Origin of the sequence: Rufibacter sediminis, assembly GCF_014269285.1 — a bacterium.
Taxonomy (GTDB): domain Bacteria; phylum Bacteroidota; class Bacteroidia; order Cytophagales; family Hymenobacteraceae; genus Nibribacter; species Nibribacter sediminis.
On sequence record NZ_JACOAF010000004.1, the window covers coordinates 194647 to 214250 of the forward strand.

Here is a 19604-nt window from a genome sequence, read left to right on the forward strand (position 1 = left end):
CGTCAACTTGCAAACCGCAGCCCTTTCGCTTAGCTTTAGCCTGACGAACCAACCACCACTCTCTTGCAACCCATTCTTCAGATACAGGGCGTGAGCAAGCGCTATGAAGCGCACCAGGCCTTGAACCAAGTGTCGTTTGAGGTGCCCCAGGGCAGTATTTTCGGGCTGTTAGGACCTAACGGCGCGGGCAAAACCTCACTCATCCGCATCATCACGCAGATCACCGCACCAGATGAAGGTCAGGTGTTGTTTGAGGGCCAGCCGCTGCAACCCAGGCATGTGCAGCAAATCGGGTACCTGCCCGAGGAGCGGGGGCTTTACAAGAAAATGAAAGTGGGGGAGCAGCTGGTGTATCTGGCGCGGTTGCGTGGCTTGGAGAAAGCAGACGCCACCCAGCGCATCAAAACCTGGGCCGAGCGGCTGGACCTGAAGACCTGGCTCAACAAGAACGTGGAAGACCTTTCCAAAGGCATGCAGCAGAAGGTGCAGTTCATCGCCACGGTGCTGCATGAGCCCAAGCTGCTGATTCTGGACGAGCCTTTCTCGGGCTTCGATCCGGTGAACGCCAACATCATCCGCGATGAGATTTTGAAGCTGCGGGACCAGGGCTGTACCGTTATTTTCTCTACCCACCGCATGGAATCCGTGGAGCAGATGTGCGACTACATTGTCATGATCAACCGCTCCCACAAAGTGATGGAAGGAAGTGTGCGGGAGGTGAAGAGCCGGTACCGCAGCCATACCTACCACGTGGAGGGCACCGGAAAGCTGCTGATCATGTCGCCGGATTTTAAAGTGCTCACCCAGTCACAGCACGGGAACGAGTTTAAAGCCGAGGTGCAGCTGGAGCCGCAGGTGGGGCCCAATCAGCTGCTGCGGTACCTTACTGAGCGGGTGGAGGTGCACGGCTTTCAGGAGAAGGTGCCCAGCATTCATGATATTTTCATTCAGACCGTAACGCAGGAAGCGCATGGATAAGATTTGGTTAGTGTTTCAGCGCGAGTACCTGGTGCGCGTGCGCAAGAAGAGTTTCATTGTGATGACCATTCTGGGGCCGCTGCTCATGGCGCTGGTGATGATCGTGCCCATCTGGCTGGCCACCATGTCAGACGACACGAAAGTGGTGCAGGTGCTGGACGAGAGCGGCTACCTCAAGGGAAAACTCACCTCCACCGAGGAGCTGAAGTTCATCAACGTGCCGGGCCCCGTGGAAACCGCCAAGGCCGCTTATCTGCAATCCGAAGATGCCGCGTTGCTGTACATTCCCCAACTCGATTTAGAGAAACCGCAGGGCATCCAGCTTTTCTCCCAGAAAAGCACCAGCCTGTCCATGAAAGGCAACCTGGAGAAGCAGGTGCGGCAGGAACTGGAGGAAGTGAAATTCGTCAACTCCGGGATTGACCAGCAGGTCCTGGACAAAATCAAAACGCCCATCAGCATCCGGACGGTGAACCTGAGTGCCGAAGGGGAGAAGAGCAGCGATGTGGCCGTGACCACGGGCGTGGGGTTCATGGGCGCGTTTCTAGTGTACCTGTTCATTTTCATTTACGGGGCCCAGATCATGCGCGGCGTCATTGAAGAGAAAACCAGCCGGATTCTGGAAGTGATGGTGTCCTCGGTGAAGCCGTTTCAGTTGATGGCCGGCAAGATTCTGGGCATCGCGGCGGTGGGCCTCACCCAGTTTCTGCTCTGGATTGTCCTCACCTCGGCCATCTCCGCGGGCGTGACCTCCCGGTTTGATTTGAAGCGATTCTCGGATGAGCAGATCAGCCAGACCACCCAGGGCATGGAGAGCGAACGCGATGTGCAGCAGGCCCAGGAAATCCATGAGCTGTTCAGCGCCACCCAGAACCTGAACTATCCTTTGCTCATCGGGAGCTTTCTCTTTTACTTTCTGGGCGGCTACCTGCTGTACGGCGCTTTGTTCGGGGCCGTGGGCGCCGCCGTAGACTCCGAGACCGACAGCCAACAGTTCATGCTGCCCATCACGGTACCGCTCATTTTGTCGTTCATCGTGGCGCAGACCATCATCATCAAGAACCCCAACGGGCCGGTCGCTTTCTGGATGTCCATGATTCCGTTTACCTCGCCGGTGGTCATGATGCTGCGCATGCCGTTCGGTGTACCCACCTGGGAGCTGCTGCTTTCCATGTTTCTGCTGATGCTGGGTTTCATTGGCACCATTTGGGTTGCGGCGCGTATTTACCGGGTGGGCATTTTGATGTACGGCAAAAAAGTAAACTACCGCGAGCTGTCTAAATGGCTGTTCTACAAAGGGTGAATTAGTTGTTAGTTGTTAGTTTTCAGTTGTTAGGTTCTTTGCAGTGTTATCGGGTTGTTTTCTGAGGGAAAGCCTATCGTAGATCTACCTTTAGTTTCTTGTCAATAACTGAAAACTAATAACTGAAAACTAACAACTGAAAACTAACAACTAACAACCACCTTAGCCCGATTTCCCGAAAACTGCTCCAAAACATGAAGAAGTTACTTACCCTGCTGCTAAGTTTTCTACTACTAAGCTCTTTCACGATGGACAAACCTGCGTATCGGCTGTTCAAGGGCAGCGGCAAAGCCCTCACCTACGAGAAAATGCTGAAGGAATTGGCCTCGGCCGATGTCGTGTTTTTTGGCGAGCAGCACAATGACCCCATCGCGCACTGGCTGCAGGTGGAGCTCGCCAAAGATCTCTTCCGGCTGCATGGATCACAACTGGTCCTGGGCGCCGAGATGTGGGAAACCGATACCCAGACGGCTTTGGACTCGTTTCTGCTGGGCCAACTGGAAGAACCAACGTTTCTGGAAACCAGCCGCGCCTGGCCCAATTACGCCACCGACTATAAACCGATCCTGAGTTTTGCCAAGGCGAATAAAATCAAGGTGATCGCCACCAATGCGCCCCGCCGCTCGGCAAGGGTGGTGGCGCGGGAGAGCCTGAAAGGACTGGAGGCGCTACCCGCCCAGGAAAAGCAATGGCTGGCCCTGCTGCCCATTGCCGTGGATCTGGAACTGCCGGCCTACAAGCGCATGCTCAGCATGTTCGGGGATTCCCACGGTACCTCGGCGGTCTCGGCGCAGATTGTAGAGGCGCAGGCCCTCAAAGACGCCACCATGGCGCACTTCATCAGCAAGAACCTGCAGAAAGGCCAGCACCTGTTTCACCTGAACGGCGCCTATCACTCAGACCACCGCGAAGGCATTCTGTGGTACCTCCACCGCCTCCGCCCCGAGCTCAAAGTGATGACCATTTCCACCGTCCTGCAACCCCAACTGGAAGACCTGGCCAAAGACCACGAAAACCGCGCAGACGTGGTCCTGGTGGTACCGGAATCCATGACGAAGACGTATTAAGGTGCTAATTTTTAAGGTGCTAATGTGCTATTCAGAGCGTTTTAGGCCTGTTTTGAAGAAACAAGCCTAAAACAGGTTTAACTTAGTTCACGCATAAGCTAGTACCCAAGTAATTCACCTGGCGCGAGTCTCCAGACTCGTGCCTCCGGATGCCAGGTAGTCTCCAGACTACCTTCGCTGCCCAGCAGCGACATGTACGCTAGCCTGAGCGCAATTGGGTGGATTCCATGGTCCAGAGTTACTTCCATGAATGGCTTCTACACGTTAGTTAAAATCACGGAAGGAATTCCCGCGCAATACCTAATCGTGGTTCCCGGCGAGTCTGGAGACTCGCTTCATCCTTTGGCACGAGACTTCAGTCTCGCGCCAGTAGAACTCCTGGCAGGTCTTTGTACCTGGTGAGGACCGGCGAATGTGCCTACTCTGTCTACCATCAAACGAGCATCTTGCGACTTTCTCCTGCTGCTTTGTTTTTTATGTTTTAGGGCCGTTTTTCAAGAATAAGGCAAAAAAAAGACCTGCTATAAGCAGGTCTTTTTGATAAGGTAAACCGGAAAAGTTAGGCGGAGAAGGAGCTTCCGCAGCCGCAGGTGCTTTTGGCCTGTGGGTTGTTGAAGACGAATCCGCGGGCGTTAAGGCCATCCTGGAAATCGACTTCCATGCCCATCACATACATTCCGTGTTTTTTGTCCATGATCAGTTGAACGCCGTCCAACTCATAGATCTCATCAGCGTCTTTGGCTTTGTCGAAGCCCAGCAGGTAAGACATGCCGGAGCAACCGCCGCCCTGGACGCCAATCCGTAAACCGTACTCTTCGGGCACGTTTTTATCGTTCATGATCACTTTTACCTCGTGCAGGGCACGCTCAGTAAGTGAAATCGGGGCTTTTTTTATCGTTGTGCTTTCCATAGTAGTGGGGTTTGCGCTGTAAAGTTACTAAAAACTAAGCTGTTTCTACACGATGGCGCTATACTATGGGTAACCAAAAAAGCCCGAAAATGATTCAGCGGCCACGGCATCAATTTTTTGACGATATTTACCTGGTCGAAACCGTTTTAAAGGCGTATTTCAAAAACTCTGCCCAAAACGGCAGGGTTGAGCCAGCTATCTCTTACTTATGACAACAGACACTTCCTCCATAGTTCTTTTGGTGTTATTGAGTTCTATTCCGGCCCTCATTATTGGGGCCGCCATGTACCTGCTGGTGCAAAAGTACCTGGAGCGCGACTACCGGAAAAAAGTGCTGGACATCCGGCTGAAGAACAGCGAGACCATTCTGCCCATCCGGCTGCAGGCCTACGAGCGGATTATCCTGTTTCTGGAACGCATCACGCCCAGCAATTTGCTCATTAGGGTGAGTCCGTCTGGGCTGACCGCCGCCGATTTTCAGGCGCAGCTCCTGCAGGAGATCCGGGCCGAGTACACGCACAACCTGTCACAGCAGCTGTACATGAGCGAGGCCGCCTGGCAGCAGGTGAAGAAAGCCAAGGAAGACGTGGTCTCCATGATCAACCAGAGCTACCAGAACCTGCAGGACAAAACCCGCGGCACTGAGCTGGCGAAACGGGTGCTGGAGAACGTGCTGCACAATGAGGTAGACCCCACCACCCAGGCCATCCAGTTCCTGAAGCGCGAGCTGCACGAGATTTTCTAAATTTCTCAGCGGCCTTGCGCCTGCGGTTTCACCAGCTTGAGGCTGTACATCATAGGAAGTTTGTCTTCCAGACCGTTGATCCGCCAGAAGCCGTCGGGGCCTTGCACCATGTTGGAAAAGCAGTTGTAGTAGGAGTAAGGCAGTTCCTGAAACTGAACCAGCTGCAGATTCTGGTGCAGCAAAGCCGATAAGACCTCGCTCAACGCGTGATTCCAGGAATACTCAGTGTAGTGAATGGGCGCATCCCTGTCGGTGTACGTGCCCGTGGATTCCTCCACGATCGGGGCGCCGGTATTGAAGTAGGAGTACTGCACGTGGGTGAAGTGGTTGTCAAACATCCAGACTGCCGGGTGAAACTCGGCCAGAAAGAACGTGCCGCCGGGCTCCAGGAAATGCGCCACCACCTGCGCCCATTTCTCCAGGTCCGGGAGCCAGCCGATGACCCCGTAGGAAGTAAACACAATATCAAACTGACCCTCCAGGTGCTGCGGCAGATCATACACGTTGCAGCAGACAAACTCGGCGTCCAGCCCCAGTTCCTGGTTCAATTGCCGCGCCAGGGCGATGGCTTCATCCGATAAATCCATGCCCGTGGCTTTGGCACCCAGCCGGGCCCAGGAAAGCGTATCCTGTCCGAAATGGCACTGCAGGTGCAGCAGTTTCTTGTCCCGTACCTCGCCCAGCGCCTCCAACTCCAACGGATTCAAACTGTTTTTGCCCGCTTTAAAGGAAACCAGGTCATAAAAGGAAGAGTCTTTGTGCACGCCCGTGCGCAGGTTCCAGGCCTGGCGGTTGCGTTCAAAGTAATCAGCAGAGGTATCCATGGCGTTTTTTAGCTTGTTTCCTGAAAATAGGCAAAAAACAGGAACGTGATGCCTGACAATAGAAACAGAATAGGAGACTTCAGGTTAACTGTTTAGCTAGCCTCTATCTTCTAGCCGCTAACCTCTAACATCTAGAATCCGACTTAAAACGGAAAGGACAGCTGGCCGCCCTGGTGCTTCCCGTAGTTCAGGTTGGAGACGGTGATGCCCAGCAGCCGGACGGGTTTGGTGGGCAGATAGGGCGTGCGCAGCAGATCAGAGGCAATGTCCAGCAGCACTTCCTCGGCCCGCACCGACGAATAGAAGGTCTTGCTGCGGGTGTTCAGGGTGAAATCGTGGTACTTGAGTTTGAGCGTGATCGTTTTACCCGAGGCCTCCAGCCGATGCAGGTCATACGCTACTTCCTCGGCCAGGCGCTGCAGTTCGGGCAGCATCTCGTCTTCGGTCTCCAGGTCCTCCATGAAGGTGCGCTCTGAGCCAATGCTTTTCCTGATGCGGTTGGGTTCCACGGGGCGCTCGTCCTGGGCCCGGGCAATCTGGTAAAAGTAAGAACCGGATTTCCCGAAGTGCCGGCGCAGGTCCGCCTCCGAGCGGTTTTTCAGATCGGCGCCTGAGTGAATGCCCAGTTGCTTCATCTTGGCAGCAGTCACATCGCCAATGCCGTAGAACTTTTCAATGGGCAGGGCTTCCACAAAGGCCTCTGCGTCATCGGGCAGCACCACGGTAAGCCCGTCGGGTTTGTTTTTGCCGGAGGCTACCTTGGCCAGAAATTTATTGAACGATACCCCCGCCGAGGCGGTGAGCCGGGTTTCCTGCCAAATCTCGTGTTTGATGCGCTGCGCGATGAACATCGCCGATTTCAGTCCGAATTTATTTTCCGTGACATCCAGGTAGGCCTCGTCCAGGGAGAGCGGTTCCACCAAATCGGTGTAGCGCAGGAAAATCTCCCTGATCTGCCGCGACACCTGCTGGTACACCTCAAAGCGGGTGGGCACCATGATCAGGTGCGGGCATTTCCGGAGGGCGATCTGGGAAGGCATGGCGGAGAACACCCCAAACTGCCGCGCCTCATAGCTGGCCGCCGCCACCACGCCCCGCGCCTTGGAACCGCCCACAGCCACGGGCTTGCCGCGCAACGCCGGGTTGTCGCGCTGCTCTACGGAGGCGAAGAAGGCGTCCATGTCTATGTGGATGATTTTACGCACGAAAGGTGTCTCAGCTTAGATGGAAAAGAGGCGAAAGATGGGGTGTTTTGGTCTCGGATCAGGAGCGTTTTCGGCGGGTTTTAAAAATTTTCGGCCTGATTCCCAGATCAAAACAGACGCCGGTTTTTCTTTACAAAATGAATCTTGAACTTGCAGCGTTAGTCTACGTACTGCGAAGTTAGTCTATGAAACGTATTTGGGCTAGTTTAGCGGCTAGTCTCTTTTTTATTTAAGCTTAAAAACCAACACTCTTTATCTCTCACTCTATGAAAATCAAATCTTTACTGTCTGTATTCGTGTGCGGCGTGGCAAGTCAATTCATGATTGGCTGTTCTTCAAGCCAATATTTTGATTTCAGCACGCCCGCTACCACCTATCATAAAGCGGCTCCTGCTCCGGCCCAGGTTGCCCCCCAAGAGACATCCGCTCCCGCTGAAACAGCAACTGTCCTAGCCCAGGCTGAACCTGCGGCGGCAGTAGCTCCGGAGGCTACCGCCCAGCCGGAGAAAGCGCCCGTGATGGAAGCCAACGCCGCCCAACCGGTAGCCTCCAGAGAAGTGGCCCGCACGGCTCCCCTGACGTCAACCGCCGTGGCCTCCGCCCTGGAATCCAACGCCAACATGAAGTCGCTGACCAACGAACTGGCCTCCGCGAAAAGCAAAAAAGAAGTGAAAATGGCCACGAAGAAAATCCTGCGCGAAGCCAAAGCCGCTAAGAAAGCCAACGCCTTGAACCAGTACGTGAAGATTGGTTTGATTCTGTTGGTGGCGGGTCTTTTGGTAAGTGCCATCGGGTTGGGCTTGCTGGGAAGCATCGTGGCCATTGTAGGTCTGGTGTTTATCTTGCTGGGCGTGCTGGAAATGTAAGCCGCTCCCTCAATCATTATACCTTAAAACAAACCGGCACCGTCTCTCCAGGCGGTGCCGGTTTGTTTTACCGCCGATTTCCCTAAAATGGCCCTAAAACGGCGCTCAGTCATCGTGGCGGTGCAGGTAGTACAAGACGTAACCGCCCAGGGTAATCGCCACCCGGATGACCCAGCCCAGGGTTCTGCCCCAGTTATCGACCCATAAAAGCAGAAAGTGATTCGCCCCGAAAGAGGCGACCAGCAATGATACCAGACCAACCAGAAAGATAAGCAGACCTAAGAATTTCATAGACAGCAGCAGTTGAGGTGAAGACGCAGAGAGACTAAGGCTAAGATGCCGTTCTCCCTTGAATTCCATACGCTCGGAGCAAAAATATTTTGGGGGAATACCGGTAACGCAAGAGGCACCGTTTAGGGGCTGTTTTCTGAAAACAAGCCTTAAACGGTGCCTCTTCGTGTAAAACGTTCGGGCTTTTCTGCTGAACGGAGATGTTTAGTTGCTATAGCCTTCCGGTACTCCGCCGGTGCCCGCCTGTGACGGAATGCCCATTTTCTTTTCGCGCTGCTGCTGGTACTGCTGGAACTGGGTCACGGAAAGCACGCTTCGCAAAGATTCCAGCCGGGTAGAGCTGATCAGGTCCATGGTGGCTTTCAGTTTCCGGGGATCGGTTTTGTGGTCTTTCTTGGCCTGCTCCAGTTGCTGGATGCTGGCCAGGTTAATGGCTTTCACCCGGGTTGCCTGCGCCGCGTTGAGCTTCAGGTGCTGCGTCATGGTGTTGGTCATAGACTGCGCCCGGGCCTCCGGCGTGACGGCCGCGGTCTGGGCCTGGCTTGCCAGCGTGGTGAAAACAAGGGCTAGCAAAAAGATAATTCGCTTCATATGCGTTTTAGGTGTTAATGCGTTGAAAACGGGCGGTGCCGTACCGGTGGTCAGAAACCCAAAGCAGGTAAATTAGTTCCGGTTCCTGAGCGGCAAAGATACAAATACCGGGCCAGCTTCTGCGCAAGACCGGGGCCCGAAAAGCGAGGCTGGGGGTGCGGGGTTTCCCGTGATTTACCCTTATCTTTGAATTCCTGTGCTGCCCTTGAAACGCCGCCAGAAAGAACAGAGTCTTTTTCAGAACGATTATTTAGCATGCCAGAAAACCATTTCAAGACGATTGCGGGGGAGCTGCAAGTAAACCAGAAACAAGTAGAAGCCACTGTGGCCTTGCTGGACGAAGGAGCCACCGTGCCTTTCATTGCCCGGTACCGCAAAGAAGTGACCGGTAGTTTAGACGAAGTGGCCATTGCCGCCATCCGCGACCGTGTGGAGCAACTCCGGGAACTGGACAAGCGCCGCGAGAGCATCCTGAAATCTTTGAAAGACCAGGAGAAACTGTCTCCCGAGCTGGAAGCCCAGGTGCTGGCCGCCGAGACCATGGCCGTACTGGAGGACATCTACCTGCCCTACAAACCCAAGCGCCGCACCAAAGCCACCATCGCCCGCGAGAAAGGCCTGGAGCCGCTGGCGCAAAAGCTGTTTGAACAAGCCAACATGGATATCACTTCTGAGGCCGCGGCATTTGTGAGTGAAGAAAAAGAAGTTAAATCCACGGACGAAGCCCTGGCTGGTGCCCGTGATATCATTGCCGAGTGGGTGAACGAAAACCCCGAAGCCCGCGCCAGCATCCGGAATCTATTCGAGAAAAAAGGCGTGTTCAAAGCGCGTGTGATTCCCGGCAAAGAGGAGGAAGGCCAGAAATACAAGGATTACTTTGAGTGGGACGAGCCCATTGAGAAAGCCCCCTCGCACCGCATCCTGGCCATGCGCCGCGGTGAGAAGGAGATGGTCCTGATGCTGGATGCCCAACCCGAGGAAGAAGCGGCATTAGCCATTCTGGAAGACCAGTTTGTGACCGGAAACAACGCCGCCGCCGAGCAGGTGAAACTAGCCATCAAAGAAAGCTACAAGCGTCTGCTTCGCCTGAACATGGAAACTGAAGTGCGTCTTTCCTCCAAGAAACGCGCCGACGAGGAAGCCATCCGAGTATTCGCCGATAACTTACGCCCCATGCTCTTATCTGCGCCGCTGGGCCAGAAACGCGTACTCGCCATTGACCCGGGCTTCAGAACCGGCTGTAAAGTGGTGGCCCTAGATGAGCAAGGCAAACTGCTGCACTACGAAGCCATTTTCCCGCACAATGGTGCCGGGCAGGCCACAACGGCCGGGCATCAGGTCATGGCCATGTGCGCCAAATATAACATCGAAGCCATCGCCATTGGCAACGGAACCGCTTCGCGCGAAACTGAGACGTTCGTGCGCGGCCTGGGCTTGCCCAACACCATTGCCATTGTGATGGTGAACGAAAGCGGTGCCTCTATCTACTCGGCTTCAGATGTAGCCCGGGAGGAGTTCCCGGACCAGGACATCACCGTGCGCGGAGCCGTTTCCATCGGTCGCCGTCTCATGGACCCGCTGGCCGAGTTAGTGAAACTGGACCCGAAATCTATTGGCGTGGGCCAGTACCAGCACGATGTGGACCAGAATGCCCTGAAACACAGCCTAGACGATGTGGTAATGAGCTGCGTGAACGCCGTGGGCGTAGAAGTAAACACCGCCAGCAAGCAGTTGCTAACCTACGTTTCTGGTTTAGGGCCGCAGTTGGCGCAGAACATCGTGGACTACCGCAACCAGAACGGACCGTTCAAAACCCGCAACGAACTGCGCAAAGTAGCCCGTTTGGGTGATAAAGCCTTTGAACAAGCCGCTGGTTTCCTGCGCATCAGAGGCGGCAAACATCCGCTGGATGCCAGCGCCGTGCACCCCGAGCGTTACGCGTTGGTGGAGCAGATGGCGAAGGATTTAGGCGCTACCGTGGAAGATCTGCTCAAGAACGCCGACCTCCGCAAGAAAATCGACCTGAAGAAATACGTGTCTGACACCGTTGGTCTGCCTACGCTGCAGGACATTTTAAGCGAGTTGGCCAAACCCGGTCGTGACCCCCGCGAAAGCTATGAGGTATTCAGCTTCACCGAGGGCGTGAACGAAATCAAAGACCTGCGCCAGGGCATGAAACTGCCGGGCATCATCACCAACATCACCGCCTTCGGGGCGTTCGTAGACATTGGGGTGCACCAGGATGGTCTGGTACACGTGAGCCATCTGTCTGACCGTTTCGTGAGCAATCCGCATGAAGTGGTGAAAGTAGGCCAGAAGGTGGAAGTGACCGTGCTGGAGGTAGAAGTAGGCCGAAAGCGCATCGCGCTTTCCATGAAAGGTGACCCGCAGGCCGCTACCGCCCGGCCTAGTCGCGGCAATGACCGCAAGGCTGGAAGCAACGCAGGCGGCGGTAGCCGTCGGGAGGCACCGGTAGAGGAAGAAGACATGGCCACCAAACTGAACAAGTTGAAAAACATGTTCCGGTAAACCGTATCATTAGTGACAGAAAGGGCCAGAGAATTTCTCTGGCCCTTTTCGTTTCTGCCGGTTGGTTCGTAAAGGAAATAGCCGCCGGAAGCTTTTCCTGTTTTAAGCCTGTATTTCAGAAATGAGGCATAAAGCCCAGCGGGCCCAGAAAATTGCAAAAACGCCCTTTTCTGGAAAATGCCCGTAAAACGGGAGAAAGAACGGGCTTTTGGATGTAAAAAGCAGACGCTGAGCCCTGGGTTTTAGAGCTTGCAGGGCAGATTGTTACAATTTCTGCCACCCGATGGCAAAAAGTACAAGTCAGTTTGTTAGCGGAGTGCAATTGATTTGTTACTTCACTCCAAAACCTCATCGCCGGAAAGGAAGTTTATACCATGATGGGAGAAGCTATCTTGTGCAGGACTGAACCGTTCTGATGCGAGGCTGTCATAGAGACGCGTTCTTACAACCGAAAACCATGGAGACTGAATCTTACTTACAACTGGAAACCGATCGGCTTCACCAGCTTCTGGTGTTGCATTGGCAAGGTTTTGTGCCCAGTGAAGTCTACCGCGAAGGTTTGCTGGAAGGAATTCAGATCTCCCGCAGAGAAGGGCTGCACAACTGGATCATGGACATGAAGCAGATGAAAGTGATCCGGCAAGCCGATCAGGAATGGACGCTGGCTACTTGGTTTCCGCAGTTCCAGCTGCTGGGCGTGAACCGGTTGGCCTTCATCGTGTCAGATGACATCTTCAACCAGATGGCCGTCAGCAGCATGGTGGCCACCCTGCGGCCCCAGTTTCGGGCCGAGGTGGAATACTTCCAGGAATTGGCCTCGGCCATCCGGTGGGCGCAGGAAAACAACGGCGGCTTTAGTACTTTTGGCCGGTTATCCGTAAAATAGCCCCAAAACGAAAGTCTCCTCTGCATGAACATCAAGAAAAAAGTAAACGTAGTCCTTCCGCTGGAAGGTGGCCGCTTTGTGGCCCTGGGCGTATTTGTGAAAGCCGCCGAGCAGGCGAAGTGGTCAGACCAGGAAATCCAGTCGGTGATAGACGAGGTGGTGGAGGCCGAGGAGGCCGACGCGCTGCCCATCCTGCAATCGTATACGACCGCCTAACTTCTCTGTCAACCATGCCGCTCAGCCCCAAACTGGAAGCCAAACTCAGCAAAACCTACGCGCCCGACAGCCGCGTGGACGATGTGTTCGCGGGCAATGACCTCACATTTATCACTGATCAGCAGGGGCGGGCCGTCACCCTGTTCATCGGGAAACGCCGGCCAGACGGCAGCATCAGCGGTGAGCGCTACGTGCGCCGCCTTAAGTTTGAGGCCGATGGCGTGACGCTGAAAGCCAGCCACTGGGAAAACAAAGGCAAAGTCTCCCGTTTCTAGTTTGGGGCCAGTTTCCGGAAAAGGGGCGTAAAGCGCTCCCTTGTGTCCGGCGCGGGCCTCTTCCCGCAGACATTCCCAACTCTTTCCAGATTTACCGCCGTACTTGCGGGTAAATCCCACGGCTATGAAAATACTGGTGATAGAAGACGAACCCGAAATGCAGGAAACCCTGGTGCGCTCCCTTCAGCAGGAGCAGTACCTGGTGGAAACCGCCTGTGACTATGAAAGCGCCCTGGAGAAAGTGGGCCTGTACGCCTATGACTGCATTCTGCTGGACATCAACCTGCCCGGCGGCAGCGGCCTGGAGATCCTGGAGGAACTCAAGAAACAGCAGAAAACCGAGGGCGTGATCATTGTCTCGGCCCGTAACTCCGTGGATGACAAGATCCAGGGCCTGGAGCTGGGCGCCGATGATTACCTGCCCAAGCCGTTCCACATGGCCGAGCTGCACGCCCGCGTGAAATCTGTGCTGCGCCGCCGCAAGTTTGAGGGCCAGCATCTCCACCAGCTCCAGAACGTGCAGATTGACCCAGACAAGCACCAGGTGTGGGTGGCCGGCCAGGAGCTGGTGCTCAACCGCAAGGAGTTTGACATTCTGCTGTACCTGGTCACGAACAAAGACCGGCTGGTGAGCAAAACCGCGCTGGCCGAGCACGTTTGGGGCGACTACATTGACCAAGCTGATAATTACGAGTTCATCTACTCCCAGATCAAGAACCTCCGGAAGAAACTCAAAGACCACGCTGCCGAGCTGGAGATTCAGGCCATTTACGGCATCGGGTACAAACTGGTCACGGCATGAAGCTGCTCAACTACGCCACCTCGTACTTTGCGGCGCTGCTGCTGGTGGTGATCTCGGGGTGGGCCGCGCTTTTCTACATCAACATGCTGGACGAAATCTATGACAGCATAGATGACGGCCTGGAGAACCAGAAACTGCTGGTCATCCAGAAAGCTGCCCAAGACAGCACAGTCCTCGCCCAGGCGGAGTTTGAGGAAGGCTACTACAAAATACATGAAGTGTCTCTGGCCTGGGCCCGCGGCAAGAAAGACCTCTACCAGGATACGCTCATGTACATGCAGAACGAAAAGGATTTTGAGCCCGTTCGGCTGCTGACCACCGTTTTCAGGCACAACGGCAGGTACTATGAAATGCGTCTGATCACCTCCATGGTAGAGGAAGACGATCTTATTGAAGACCTGCTGTACTCGTTGCTCTGGTTATACCTGGGGCTTATCGCCAGTATTCTGGTGCTCAACAACCTGCTCCTGAAACGCATCTGGAAGCCCTTCTACCACATTCTGCGGCGCCTGCAACATTTCAAACTGGAAGAAGCCAAAACGGTGCCGGTGCAAAAAACCAACATCGCCGAGTTCCAGCTCTTGAACCAGACCGTGGAAAAGCTGCTGCAGCAGAACGTGGCTGCGTACCAGAACCAGAAAGCCTTGATTGAAAACGCCTCGCATGAGTTGCAAACGCCCCTGGCCATCAGTTTGAATAAACTGGAACTGCTCGCCGAGAGTCAACCCCTGCAGGAAGAGCAACTGATGCAGATTGGCGCGGTGATGGAAAACCTGGAACGCCTCACCCGCCTGAACAAATCTCTGTTGTTGCTCTCCAAGATCGAGAACCGGCAGTTTACCCAGGCCGAAGCAGTCTCGCTCCCCAACCTGGTGCAGAAGACCCTGGCTGATTTTGAGGACCAGCTGAAATATAAGGCCGTCTCGGTGGAGGTGGAGGCAACGGAAGAGGTATCTCTGCAAATGAACCCAGATCTGGCCGCCATGCTGGTGATGAACCTGCTCAAGAATGCCCTGGTGCATAATGTGAAAGGCGGCTTCCTGCGCATCCGGCTTTCCAGAGAAGCTTTAGTTGTAGAGAACGCCGGCAAAGAAGAGCCGCTGGAAGAAACCAAGGTATTTGCCCGTTTCTACAAAGACGCCTCCTCCCAAGCTTCCACCGGCCTGGGACTGTCCATCGTGAAAGCCATCTGTGACCTGTACGGCTTCCAGGTGACGTACCGTTATCAGCAGGGACATACGTTTATCGTCGCCTTCTAACCAGGGATTTCGCTCCCGTTTTAGGCCAATTTTTGGAAAATCAAGCCTAAAACGCTGGCCGTAAATTAGTGGCAGAAACCTGCTCCTCACCTCCGGAACAGCGCTCTAATAAACTTTAATTTTTTTTTTCACCTCCTGTAAGATTCCCAATTCTTTCCTGTTTCGGGTTAGACCTTTGGCTTAAATAATTTGATAAGCTAAACTTTTGACCTATGAAAACGATCTTTTTAGCCATGCTCGCCTCGTCGGGCACGTTGTGGGGCTGCAGCCAGCAACTCACCGGCACGCACCTCCCCTCGTTGGTACAGAACGCCCTGCAGGTGAAATTCCCGGCCGCCCAGAACATAGAATGGGAGAAAGAAGGTAATCTCTACGAGGCGGAGTTTACCGTTAATCTGGTAGAACATACCGCGCTGGTAGATGCCACAGGTAAGGTAATGAGCTACAAGCAGGACATCACCTCGGCCCAACTTCCCGAAACGGTGACGGTGGCCTTGAAGCGCGACTACCAGGCGTTTCAGATGGATGAACTGGAGAAAGTGGAGAAAGACGGCCAGGTGGTGTACCAGGTAGAACTGGAGAACGCCAACGAAGAGGTGAAGAAGGTGTACGCCCCTGACGGAACCCAAGCCAACGTGATCTTCTGGGACTAAGTATCGTACTAGAAACTCGTTCAATTCTGCTCCCCCGGAAAAGAATTGTAGCGGCGGATTAAGGGCTGTTTTCCTGAAAACAGCCCCAAAACGCTTTAAGAGAAAAATACGGAGCCAGCGGCTTCTTGCCACAAACACAACATCTAAAGAACGATCATATGAAACGCATTCAAATTTTATGTCTGAGCCTGCTGCTGTCCCTGACCGCGCTGGCCTGCGAGAATAACAAAGCCATGGGTTTTGCGGACGATAAACCCAAAAAAGGCAAAAAGAAGAAAACCGTAGAACCGGCCTCGGCCGCGGTGCAGATAAACCAGAAATGGGAAGTGCCGGCCATCTTGCGGGAAGTGTCCGGGATTGCCTTTCTGGGCGACGGGCGGTTCGCCTGCGTGCAGGACGAAGCCGGCGTGATCTTCGTGTATAACACCAAAACCAACCAGATTGAGAAGCAGGTGACGTTTGGCGCGGCCGGCGACTACGAGGGCATCGCGTTGGTGGGCAGCACCGCCTACGTGGTGCGCAGCGACGGCCACTTGTTTGAAGTAGGCAACTGGCAGACGGCGGCCCCCGCCATCAAAGAATATTCTACCCCGCTCACCGAGGCGCACAACGTAGAATGCCTCACCTATGACGCCAAACAGAACCGCCTGTTGCTGGCCATCAAAGGCGAGGAGCCCGGCAGCCCCGAGTTTAAAGGCGTGTATGCGTTTGACCTGAGCGCCAAAACTTTATCGGCGCAGCCGATCTTCAAACTAAACCTGAAAGACCCGAAACTGCCGCAGGGCACCGCCAAAAGCCTGAGCAAGACGTGGCAACCCTCTGAGATTGCGCTGCACCCGGTAACCGGAGATATTTACCTCACCGAGGCCTCCAACCCGCAGCTGTTCATCCTGAACGCAAACGGCAGCATCAAAGAGCGGCTCAAGCTCAGCGACGCTGATTTCTACAAACCAGAAGGCATCGCGTTCAGTCCGTCAGGCGAGTTGTTCATCTCCAACGAAGGGAAAAAAGATCCTGCCAACATCTTGCTGGTGAATCTTTCGCAAACAAGATAACCCAAACGCTGTTCTACTCAATCAAACCCTGGTGTTATGATTCTAGATAGAAATTTAAAGTGGGAGGTCATCGTCTTCTATACCTGGAAAAGCATGCTGTATTACCTGCTGCTTTCGGTGGCGGTGTACCTGATCCACGGCTATTATGAGGTGGTGCAGCTGCACTTGCCCTTTAGTACGCTTACCGCTTTAAGTACCGCCCTGGCTATTTTCCTGGGTTTCAAGAACAGCAACGCCTATGACCGGTGGTGGGAAGCCCGGCAGATCTGGGGGCAGCTGGTGAACAGCAGCCGCGCCTGGGGCCGCCAGGTGACCACCATGATCATTCCCACGGATGAGCAGGAGGCCGAGCTGGTGAAGAAGCTGCAGCACCGCATGGTGTACCGGCATCTGGCGTTTGTGCACGGTTTGCGGGTTTTCCTCAGAAAGCCCAAGCCCTACAACGGCACCAAGCAGGAGGAGATTGTGGAGGAGACCAACGAGTACTCAGACACCGTCGCTTTTCTCTCAGAGGAAGAGTACAAGGCGTTCTGGCACAAAAACAACCCGCCCAACTACCTGATCAACCTGCAGGGAGATGACCTGCGCCGGGCGTATGAGCGCGGCTGGCTCTCAGACTACCGGTTTGTGCAGCTGGAACAGACGCTGGTGGCGTTCAACGACATCCAGGGCAAAAGCGAGCGGATCAAGAACACGCCCTTCCCACGGCAGTACAGTTTCTTCTCGCGGGTTTTCGTGTTCATCCACGCGTCTTTGTTGCCGTTTGTGTTCGTGGACGAGATCGGCTGGGCCAGTATTCCGGTGTCGGTGATTGTCTCTTTTGTGTTCCTGTGCCTGGATCTGGTGGGCGAACGCATGGAAGATCCGTTTGAGAACCGCCTGGAAGACGTGCCGCTTACCCAGCTTTCCCTGGCCATTGAAACCAACCTGAAAGAGCACTGGGGCGACAATAATTTCCCGGTGTCCAAAAACCACAAGCAGGGCATCATGTTATAGCGGGCGCTCCCGCTACCATTTCCCGGCAAAACAGCAGTTCCCCGGTTTTAAGCACGTTTTCTCGAAACGTGCCTTAAACCGGGGAACTGCTGTTTTTGCTTCAGCTCAGTACCGCGGCTCGGTCCGGTGAACGGTGGCCGGGGTCATTTTGGTGAGAATCGCTTGCCCCGTGATCAGGAGGCCCACAATAAAATGCGGCTCCCAGATGTAGTCGTGGAAAAAGAACAGCCACGGCGACAGCGCCAGCAACAAGCCAATGGCCAGATCGCTCATGATGTGCGCCGGCATGGGAATCATTTTCACGGCCCCGGTTTCATTGCGGGTCAGGAGCGCCTGAATCAGGATGATCATCCCCGCCCCAATGTGGATGAAGCTCTCAATGCCGCCCCGGTAAAAGCCTAAGAGCCAGGGTGCTGCTATCAGGAGAACAGCGATAAGGTAGTCCATGATGCCATGGATACTGGTTGGAATAATGCGCATAACCACTTCTTTAAGTTAAACCTACAAACAACTACTCTGGTATACGCTGCTTTTTAGGTGTGGCTGTGTGTTTAACTACTGATTTTCAATGCATTACGCGTGATTTGTGCGGTTTTAAGCCTGTTTTTTGGAAAATCGGTTCATTTTGCTACCTTTATTGATATCAATTTGATATCAAAATAAATGAATGTCATGAAAGCAGAAAAACCTTTTCACCCCATCTCTGGGTACACTATCCTAACTGTGTTGCTGCTGGTTACCGGGCTGGCGGGCGCTTTGGGCTATTACATAGGCCCAGAAGTGATTGCCCCGTTCTCGCTGGTGTTTATTTTCCTGAGCAAAGGCTTTAAAATCGTGAACCCCAATGAGTCACGGGTGCTTACATTGTTTGGCGAGTACGCGGGCACCATCAAGCAGAACGGCTTCTTCTGGGTGAACCCGTTTCTGGTCTCCAAGAACATCTCGCTGCGGGCCCGCAACCTGGACACCACGCCCATCAAAGTGAACGACAAACTGGGCAACCCCATCATGATTGGGGTAGTGCTGGTGTGGCGCGTGGAGGAAACCTTCAAGGCCGCTTTTGAGGTAGACAACTACGAGACCTTCGTGAAGATCCAGAGCGAGTCTGCCATGCGCAAACTGGCGGGCGTTTATCCGTATGACAACTTTGAGAACGATGCCGAGATCTCGTTGCGGGCCAGCTCGCAGGAGGTGAACGATGAGCTGGAGCGCGAGTTGATGGAACGTCTGGCCATTGCCGGCATTCACGTGCTGGAAGCCAGAATCAGCTACCTGGCCTACGCCCAGGAAATTGCCAGCGCCATGTTGCAGCGCCAGCAGGCCACCGCCATTGTAGCGGCGCGGGCCAAGATTGTGGAAGGAGCCGTGGGCATGGTAGACATGGCCCTGCACCAACTCAACGACAAACGCTTGGTGGCGCTGGACGAGGAACGCAAAGCCGCCATGGTCACCAACCTGATGGTGGTGCTCTGCTCAGACCGCAGCGTGCACCCCGTGGTAAATGCCGGGACTTTACACCACTAGCCTATGGCCGAGAAAAAATCATTTGCGCTGCGGATGAACGCTGAGATGATGAAAGCACTGGAGAAATGGGCCGCAGATGAGTTCAGAAGCACCAATGGCCAGATTGAGTGGATTGTGCAGGAAGCCCTGAAAAAAGCCGGCAGGCTGCCCAAACCTGACCAGAATTCCGGCGACGGGGAGGTTCCCCCGGAGCAGGCACCTTCTTCTTAACTCTGGTTAGATCTGACACAGACACGTCGGTTCAATAGGTTCTAAATCAGAGGATTTGCGTCTTGGATTTTATTTATCAGGAACTCTTGCGAACCAACCGGAAGTGCCCCTCCAATTGGCTTTTAACTTTTACAGTAGAAATTCGCGCAGAAATAGGGTAAGTACCTGCGGGCATTAATAGGAAAATAGATATCTTAAGCCTTGGTTTACCCCAAAACCGAAGACAAACCCCCTACATTACGTTTAAAATAGAACTATGGAATATCAAGTGAAAGAGGCCAGCGGCAAGCTGGGGATCCTGATGCCGGGCCTGGGCGCGGTGGCGACCACCCTGATCGCCGGGGTGGAATCGATCAAGAAAGGGTTTTCACAACCGGTGGGCTCCCTGACCCAAATGGGCCGCATCCGGCTGGGCAAGC

At 54.3% G+C, this 19604-nt stretch carries 23 protein-coding genes; 17 read left to right on the top strand and 6 right to left on the bottom strand.

From position 1 onward, the window contains the following. The first annotated feature begins 63 nt into the window (after nt 1–63). The 3 genes from H7U12_RS02460 (at nt 64) to H7U12_RS02470 (ending at nt 3348) form a co-directional block, all read left to right on the top strand. Nucleotides 64–978, top strand: a complete 915-nt coding sequence (locus tag H7U12_RS02460; RefSeq protein WP_186632340.1) for an ABC transporter ATP-binding protein — start codon at nt 64–66, stop codon at nt 976–978. Then, nucleotides 971–2281 carry an ABC transporter permease gene (locus tag H7U12_RS02465; RefSeq protein WP_186632343.1) on the top strand — a complete coding sequence of 437 codons (1311 nt, stop codon included), beginning with the start codon at nt 971–973 and terminating at the stop codon, nt 2279–2281. Before H7U12_RS02460 ends, H7U12_RS02465 begins: the two co-directional genes overlap by 8 nt. Nucleotides 2282–2475: 194 nt before the next feature. Beyond that, nucleotides 2476–3348 (top strand): ChaN family lipoprotein, encoded by an 873-nt coding sequence (locus H7U12_RS02470; protein ID WP_186632346.1) that lies wholly within the window; start codon nt 2476–2478, stop codon nt 3346–3348. Nucleotides 3349–3907: 559 nt separating this feature from the next. Here the strand turns inward: H7U12_RS02470 and H7U12_RS02475 are convergent. Continuing rightward, complete coding sequence (locus H7U12_RS02475; RefSeq protein ID WP_186632349.1) at nt 3908–4258, bottom strand: HesB/IscA family protein; 351 nt, start codon at nt 4256–4258, stop codon at nt 3908–3910. 208 nt (nt 4259–4466) lie between these two features. On the opposite strand from H7U12_RS02475, the gene H7U12_RS02480 reads away from it, so the two are divergent. Beyond that, nucleotides 4467–5003: a DUF7935 family protein gene (locus tag H7U12_RS02480; RefSeq protein ID WP_186632353.1), complete on the top strand. Its 537-nt coding sequence runs from the start codon at nt 4467–4469 to the stop codon at nt 5001–5003. Nucleotides 5004–5008: 5 nt separating this feature from the next. On the opposite strand, the gene H7U12_RS02485 is transcribed toward H7U12_RS02480, so the two are convergent. Together H7U12_RS02485 and dinB are read right to left on the bottom strand one after the other, a co-directional pair. Then, the gene (locus H7U12_RS02485; protein ID WP_186632356.1) at nt 5009–5827 is read right to left on the bottom strand and encodes a class I SAM-dependent methyltransferase; all 819 of its coding nucleotides are present in this window, start codon (nt 5825–5827) and stop codon (nt 5009–5011) included. Between the two features lie 143 nt (nt 5828–5970). Then, nucleotides 5971–7032 (bottom strand): DNA polymerase IV, encoded by a 1062-nt coding sequence (gene dinB / locus H7U12_RS02490; RefSeq protein ID WP_186632360.1) that lies wholly within the window; start codon nt 7030–7032, stop codon nt 5971–5973. A 266-nt stretch (nt 7033–7298) separates the two neighbouring features. On the opposite strand from dinB, the gene H7U12_RS02495 reads away from it, so the two are divergent. After that, entirely contained in the window at nt 7299–7898 is a 600-nt protein-coding gene (locus tag H7U12_RS02495; RefSeq protein ID WP_186632365.1) for a hypothetical protein, read from the top strand. A 105-nt stretch (nt 7899–8003) separates the two neighbouring features. On the opposite strand, the gene H7U12_RS02500 is transcribed toward H7U12_RS02495, so the two are convergent. Then, nucleotides 8004–8189 (bottom strand): hypothetical protein, encoded by a 186-nt coding sequence (locus H7U12_RS02500; RefSeq protein WP_186632368.1) that lies wholly within the window; start codon nt 8187–8189, stop codon nt 8004–8006. 204 nt (nt 8190–8393) lie between these two features. Then, nucleotides 8394–8780 carry a hypothetical protein gene (locus H7U12_RS02505; RefSeq protein WP_186632371.1) on the bottom strand — a complete coding sequence of 129 codons (387 nt, stop codon included), beginning with the start codon at nt 8778–8780 and terminating at the stop codon, nt 8394–8396. 255 nt (nt 8781–9035) lie between these two features. Between H7U12_RS02505 and H7U12_RS02510 the strand changes: the two genes are divergently transcribed. From H7U12_RS02510 to H7U12_RS02550, 9 genes are all read left to right on the top strand, one after another. Continuing rightward, on the top strand, nt 9036–11309 hold the full coding sequence (locus H7U12_RS02510; RefSeq protein WP_186632374.1) for a Tex family protein: 2274 nt from the start codon (nt 9036–9038) through the stop codon (nt 11307–11309). 457 nt (nt 11310–11766) lie between these two features. After that, complete coding sequence (locus tag H7U12_RS02515) at nt 11767–12195, top strand: hypothetical protein (protein ID WP_186632377.1); 429 nt, start codon at nt 11767–11769, stop codon at nt 12193–12195. A 24-nt stretch (nt 12196–12219) separates the two neighbouring features. Next, entirely contained in the window at nt 12220–12411 is a 192-nt protein-coding gene (locus H7U12_RS02520; protein ID WP_186632380.1) for a hypothetical protein, read from the top strand. 14 nt (nt 12412–12425) lie between these two features. Further along, nucleotides 12426–12686: a hypothetical protein gene (locus H7U12_RS02525; protein WP_186632382.1), complete on the top strand. Its 261-nt coding sequence runs from the start codon at nt 12426–12428 to the stop codon at nt 12684–12686. A gap of 124 nt (nt 12687–12810) precedes the next feature. Continuing rightward, nucleotides 12811–13488, top strand: coding sequence for a response regulator transcription factor (locus H7U12_RS02530; protein WP_186632385.1), 678 nt, complete (start codon nt 12811–12813; stop codon nt 13486–13488). Next, nucleotides 13485–14747 (top strand): sensor histidine kinase, encoded by a 1263-nt coding sequence (locus tag H7U12_RS02535; RefSeq protein WP_186632389.1) that lies wholly within the window; start codon nt 13485–13487, stop codon nt 14745–14747. The genes H7U12_RS02530 and H7U12_RS02535 overlap by 4 nt, the downstream gene beginning before the upstream one ends. Before the next feature lie 212 nt (nt 14748–14959). Next, on the top strand, nt 14960–15400 hold the full coding sequence (locus H7U12_RS02540; protein ID WP_186632392.1) for a PepSY-like domain-containing protein: 441 nt from the start codon (nt 14960–14962) through the stop codon (nt 15398–15400). A 158-nt stretch (nt 15401–15558) separates the two neighbouring features. Next, a complete protein-coding gene (locus H7U12_RS02545; protein WP_186632395.1) occupies nt 15559–16455 on the top strand; it encodes an SdiA-regulated domain-containing protein in 897 nt (298 codons plus the stop codon). Nucleotides 16456–16491: 36 nt separating this feature from the next. Then, the gene (locus tag H7U12_RS02550; protein WP_186632398.1) at nt 16492–17451 is read left to right on the top strand and encodes a bestrophin family protein; all 960 of its coding nucleotides are present in this window, start codon (nt 16492–16494) and stop codon (nt 17449–17451) included. Between the two features lie 105 nt (nt 17452–17556). Here the strand turns inward: H7U12_RS02550 and H7U12_RS02555 are convergent, their stop codons facing one another. Next, nucleotides 17557–17931: an SPW repeat domain-containing protein gene (locus tag H7U12_RS02555; RefSeq protein ID WP_186632401.1), complete on the bottom strand. Its 375-nt coding sequence runs from the start codon at nt 17929–17931 to the stop codon at nt 17557–17559. Between the two features lie 192 nt (nt 17932–18123). On the opposite strand from H7U12_RS02555, the gene H7U12_RS02560 reads away from it, so the two are divergent. From H7U12_RS02560 to H7U12_RS02570, 3 genes are all read left to right on the top strand, one after another. Next, on the top strand, nt 18124–18975 hold the full coding sequence (locus H7U12_RS02560) for an SPFH domain-containing protein (protein WP_186632404.1): 852 nt from the start codon (nt 18124–18126) through the stop codon (nt 18973–18975). A gap of 3 nt (nt 18976–18978) precedes the next feature. Beyond that, entirely contained in the window at nt 18979–19185 is a 207-nt protein-coding gene (locus H7U12_RS02565; RefSeq protein ID WP_186632406.1) for an Arc family DNA-binding protein, read from the top strand. A 301-nt stretch (nt 19186–19486) separates the two neighbouring features. Further along, a partial coding sequence (locus H7U12_RS02570; protein ID WP_241749061.1) for an inositol-3-phosphate synthase occupies nt 19487–19604 on the top strand: 118 nt, incomplete at its 3' end.